This is a genomic window from Streptomyces mayteni (genome assembly GCF_054783955.1).
Map to the genome: position 1 here is coordinate 1 of NZ_BAAGPR010000216.1, position 5,294 is coordinate 5,294.

At 74.9% G+C, this 5,294-nt stretch carries 5 protein-coding genes; 3 read left to right on the plus strand and 2 right to left on the minus strand.

What is annotated here, in order from left to right:
• Positions 1 to 567, minus strand: a 567-nt coding sequence (locus ACYVPE_RS39145) for an FMN reductase (protein ID WP_461038617.1), incomplete at its 3' end; no start/stop codon positions are given.
• The gene (locus ACYVPE_RS39150; protein WP_461038620.1) at positions 564 to 1,661 is read right to left on the minus strand and encodes an LLM class flavin-dependent oxidoreductase; all 1,098 of its coding nucleotides are present in this window, start codon (positions 1,659 to 1,661) and stop codon (positions 564 to 566) included. The genes ACYVPE_RS39145 and ACYVPE_RS39150, both read right to left, overlap by 4 nt.
• Positions 1,662 to 1,849: 188 nt before the next feature.
• Between ACYVPE_RS39150 and ACYVPE_RS39155 the strand changes: the two genes are divergently transcribed.
• From ACYVPE_RS39155 to ACYVPE_RS39165, 3 genes are all read left to right on the plus strand, one after another.
• A complete protein-coding gene (locus ACYVPE_RS39155) occupies positions 1,850 to 2,911 on the plus strand; it encodes a pectinesterase family protein (RefSeq protein ID WP_461038618.1) in 1,062 nt (353 codons plus the stop codon).
• Positions 2,912 to 3,107: 196 nt separating this feature from the next.
• Positions 3,108 to 4,256 carry an exonuclease SbcCD subunit D gene (locus ACYVPE_RS39160; RefSeq protein ID WP_461038619.1) on the plus strand — a complete coding sequence of 383 codons (1,149 nt, stop codon included), beginning with the start codon at positions 3,108 to 3,110 and terminating at the stop codon, positions 4,254 to 4,256.
• 3 nt (positions 4,257 to 4,259) lie between these two features.
• Positions 4,260 to 5,294 (plus strand): AAA family ATPase (locus ACYVPE_RS39165; protein ID WP_461038621.1); only part of this gene is annotated, 1,035 nt, incomplete at its 3' end.

Genomic DNA, 5,294 nt, shown 5'->3' on the forward strand with positions numbered 1-5,294 from the left:
CTCGGCGGCGGCCGGGGCCGTGCCGCGGCTCCCGGCGGCCGGCGACAGCAGGGCGGCGAGCTCGGTCGCGGCGCGGTCCACCCGGTCGGCGAGGCCGTCCGCGTAGCCGTCGCCCTCCGTGCCCCAGTCCTGCGAGGCCGCGTAGACCCCGGTCGGGACGACGACGGCCCGCAGGTAGGCGAACAGCGGCCGCAGCGCGTGCTCGAGCACCAGCGAGTGGCGCGGCGTGCCGCCGGTGGCCCCGATCAGCACCGGCCTGCCGGCCAGCGCCTCGGGCTCGAGCACGTCGAAGAACGACTTGAACAGGCCGCTGTAGGACGCGGAGAAGACGGGCGTGACGACGATCAGCCCGTCCGCGCCGGTGACGGTATCGATCGCGGCGGCCAGCCGCGGCCCCGGGAAGCCGTTGGTGAGGTGGTTGGCGATCTCGACGGCGAGCTCGCGGAGTTCGACGACCGTGACCTCCGCGCCGTCCAGCCGCCCGGCGGTGGCCGCCGCGAGGCGGTCGGCCAGCAGCCGGGTGGACGACGGCACGCTCAGTCCGGAGGAGACGACGGCGATCCTCATGCGGTGGTCGCCCCCTCGGGCGTCGCCGCGGCGCGCACCAGCGCCTCGTGGGTCGGCGCGTCCGGCACCTCGGCCGGCCGGCGCTTGGCGAACTCCTCGCGCAGCACCGGGACGACCTCCTGGCCCAGCATGTCGATCTGCTCCAGGACGGTCTTCAGCGGCAGGCCCGCGTGGTCGACCAGGAACAGCTGCCGCTGGTAGTCGCCGACGTACTCGCGGAACCTCAGGGTCTTCTCGACGACCTGCTCGGGCGTGCCCACGGTGAGCGGGGTCTGGGCGGTGAACTCCTCGAGCGAGGGGCCGTGGCCGTAGACCGGGGCGTTGTCGAAGTAGGGCCGGAACTCCCGCACCGCGTCCTGCGAGTTGGGCCGCATGAACACCTGGCCGCCGAGGCCGACGACGGCCTGCTCCGGCGTGCCGTGGCCGTAGTGGGCGAAGCGCGAGCGGTAGAGCTCGACCATCCGCTGGGTGTGCTCCTTGGGCCAGAAGATGTGGTTCGAGAAGAAGCCGTCGCCGTAGAAGGCGGCCTGCTCGGCGATCTCGGGGCTGCGGATGGAACCGTGCCAGACGAAGGGCGGCACGCCGTCCATCGGGCGCGGCGTCGAGGTGAAGCCCTGGAGCGGGGTGCGGAAACCGCCCTCCCAGTCCACGACGTCCTCGCGCCACAGCTTGTGCAGCAGGGCGTAGTTCTCGATGGCCAGGTTGATGCCCTCGCGGATGTCCTGGCCGAACCAGGGGTACACGGGGCCGGTGTTGCCGCGGCCCAGCATCAGGTCGACGCGCCCGTCGGCCAGGTGCTGGAGCATGGCGAAGTCCTCGGCGATCTTGACCGGGTCGTTGGTGGTGATCAACGTCGTCGCGGTGGAGAGGATCAGCCGCTCGGTGCGGGCGGCGATCCAGCCGAGCATGGTGGTGGGGGAGGAGGGCACGAACGGCGGATTGTGGTGCTCGCCGGTCGCGAAGACGTCGAGACCGACCTCCTCGGCCCGCTGGGCCATGGCGACCATGGCCTTGACGCGCTCACGCTCGGTGGGGGTGCGGCCCGTGGTCGGATCGGGCGTGACGTCTCCCACGCTGAAGATCCCGAACTGCATCCCGGTCATCGTCACCACTCCCAGCTGGCCGAACAGATAGTTGAACCTTGAATCACCCGCGACAACATCGCTCGGGGCCCCACTATTCCCGGTCGGGACCCCGCGTCGCGGCGGCGCTCCGGTGGGCAACCTTCGGCCGTCCTGTGGCGACCAGCAGGTGTCAGGTCCTCGCCAGAAACGGATCCTCCATGAACCCCACCCCGCACCGCCGCGGACGTCGGGCGGCCATCCTCGCCACCCTGGCCCTGGCCGCCGGCGCCCTGCTGCTGCCCGGCCAGGCCGCCCAGGCCGACGTCGCGCCCGCCGTCGACCTCGTGGTCGCCAAGGACGGCAGCGGCACCCACACCACCGTGCAGGCCGCCGTGAACGCGGTCCCGGCCGGCAACTCCAGCCTCGTCACCATCACGGTGCGCCCGGGCACCTACCGTGAGACCGTCCAGATCCCCAGCAACAAGCCGAACATCCGGCTGGTCGGCAGCGGCAGCTCACCGTCCCAGGTGACCATCGTCTACAACAACTCGGCCGGCACCACCAGGCCGGACGGCACCACCTACGGCACCAGCGGCAGCGCCACCTTCATGGCCGACGCCAACGACTTCACGGCCCGCAACCTCACCTTCGCCAACGACTTCGACGAGGTCGCGCACGCCAACCAGGCGGGCCACCAGGCCGTCGCGCTGCGCACCCGCGCCGACCGGATCCGGCTGGAGAACGTCGTCGTCAACGGCGACCAGGACACCCTGCTGCTCGACACCGCGAACCGGGACACCAGGGGCCGCGTCCTCATCACCGGATCCACGATCCGCGGCAACGTCGACTTCATCTTCGGCCGCGCCACCGCCGTCATCACCAACTCGGTGATCGAGGTCACCAGGCGGCCCGACGGCAGCTCGGGCGGCTATGTGATGGCGCCCTCCACCGCCCCGCAGTTCAACGGCTTCCTCGTCACCAACAGCACCGTCACCGGTTCGGTCACCGACCGCACCTTCCACCTGGGACGCCCCTGGCACGCCGGCGGCGACGCCTCCCTCGACCCGCAGGGCATCGTCCGCAACACCCAGCTCAGCGCGGCCGTCCGCACCGCGCCGTGGACCGACATGAGCGGCTTCTCCTGGCGCGACGACCGGTTCGCCGAGTACCGCAACACCGGGGCGGGCTCCGGCGCCGGCGGCTCCGACCGACCGCAGCTGACGGACTCTCAGGCGGGCTCCTACACCCAGGCCAGCTGGCTCGGCGACTGGACCCCGTAGCCGTCCACCGGACCGCCGTCCCGCGTCCCCCCGTCCTCCGTCCTCCCGTTCCCCCCGTCCCAGGACCGACTGTCAGACCCCGGTGGCAGACTGACCGGTGATCGTCGGGCACCGGCCCGGGGGCGGGAGCAGGGGAGCGGCGGCGCATGGCGGAGCGTGGGGGCGGGGCGGCGGCGAGCACGCGGAGGGCGCCGCGGTGAGGCTGTTGCACACCTCCGACTGGCACCTCGGCCGCTCGCTGCACCGGGCCGGCCTGGCCGAGGCCCAACGCGGGTTCCTCGACCACCTGGTGGCCACCGTCAGGGAGCGCGAGGTCGACGCGGTGCTCGTCGCCGGGGACGTCTACGACCGGGCCGTCCCCCCGCTGGCCGCCGTCCGGCTGTTCGACGACGCCCTGCACCGGCTCGCCGAGCTCGGCGTGCCCACTGTGATGATCTCCGGCAACCACGACTCGCCGCACCGGCTCGGCGTGGGCGCCGGCCTGATCGGCCGCGCCGGCGTCCACCTGCGCACGGACCCGGCCGGCTGCGGCACCCCCGTGCTGCTCGCCGACGACCACGGCGCCGTCGCCTGCTACGGCCTGCCCTACCTCGAACCCGCTCTGGTCCGCGAGGAGTTGGGCGCCGGCGCCGGCGGGCACGGCGCCGTGCTCGGCGCCGCCATGGAGCGGGTCCGCGCCGATCTCGCCGGCCGCCCCGCCGGCACCAGGTCCGTCGTCCTGGCCCACGCCTTCGTCACCGGCGGCACCGGCTGCGACAGCGAGCGCGACATCAGCGTCGGCGGCACGGCCGCCGTGCCCGCCGCGCTGTTCGCCGGCGTCGACTACGTCGCCCTCGGCCACCTGCACGGCTGCCAGACCATCACCGAGCGGCTGCGCTACTCGGGTTCGCCCCTCGCCTACTCGTTCTCCGAGGCCGGCCACCGCAAGTCCATGTGGCTGATCGACCTCGGCCCGGCCGGCGAGCTCGCCGCCGAACGCGTCGACTGCCCGGTGCCCCGCCCGCTCGCCCGCCTCCGCGGCCGGCTCGAAGCGCTCCTCACCGACCCCGCACTCGGCGTCCACGAGGCCGCGTGGGTCGAGGCCACCCTCACCGACCCCGCCAGGCCCGAGGAGCCCATGGCCCGCCTCGCCGAGCGCTTCCCGCACGTCCTCAGCCTCGTCTTCGAGCCCGAGCGCGACCCGGCGGCCCCGCGGGCCTCCTACGCCCAGCGGCTGCGCGGCCGCACCGACCAGCAGGTCGCCGAGGACTTCGTCACCCACGTCCGCGGCGGCGCCGCGCCCGACGAGCGGGAGCGCGCCGAGCTGGCCGCCGCCCTCGAGGCCGCCCGCGCCGGGGAGGGCTGAGCCATCCGCCTGCACCGGCTCACCCTCACCGCCTTCGGCCCCTTCTCCACCAGCCAGCACGTCGACTTCGACCGGCTGTCCGCCGCCGGCCTCTTCCTCTTCCACGGCCCCACCGGCGCCGGCAAGACCTCCATCCTGGACGCCGTCTGCTTCGCGCTCTACGGCTCCGTGCCCGGCGCCCGGCAGGGCGCCGCCCTCGCCCTGCGCAGCGACCACGCCGCCGCCGACACCACCACCGAGGTGGTGCTCGACCTCACCCTCGGCGGGCGCCGCCTGGAGATCACCCGCCGCCCCGAGCAGGAGCGCCCCAAGCGCCGCGGCGCGGGCACCACCCGCGAGCGGGCCCACGCCCTGCTCCGCGAACACGACCCGGCCACCGGCGGCTGGCGCGCCCTCAGCCGCTCCCACCAGGAGATCGCCGAGGAGCTCGGCGCGCTGCTCGGCATGAGCCGCGAGCAGTTCTGCCAGGTCGTCCTGCTGCCCCAGGGGGAGTTCGCCCGCTTCCTGCGGGCCAGCGCCGAGGACCGGGCCAAGCTGCTCGGCCGCCTCTTCGGCACCCACAGGTTCGCCGCCGCCGAGGCCCACCTCGCCGAGCGGCGCGCCGCCGCCGCCCACCGCGTCCGCGCCGCCGACGAACGGCTGCTCGCCCTCGCCAACCGGATCCTCCAGGCCGCCGGGCCCGACACCGAGGAACTCGGCCCGGTCCCCGACCCGGCGGAGGCCACCGCGGGCGTCGACCCGGCCCACCGGCTCCTCGGCTGGGCCGCCCAGGCCCGCTGCGCGGCCCGGGAGCGGCACACCGTCGCCACCGTCGCCCTGGAGCGGGCGGAGTCCTGGCGCGCCGAGGCCGAGCGCCGGCACGCCGAGACGGCAGAGCGCGCCAGGCTCCAGCGGGAGCACGCGGCCGCCACCGAGCGCGCGGCCGCGCTGGCCGCCCGGGCGCCGGAACACGCCGCCGAGCTGGCCCGCCTGGAGCGGGCCCAGGCCGCCGAGGCGGTCGCCCCCGCCCTCGCCCTGCGCGCCACCGCCGACGCCGAG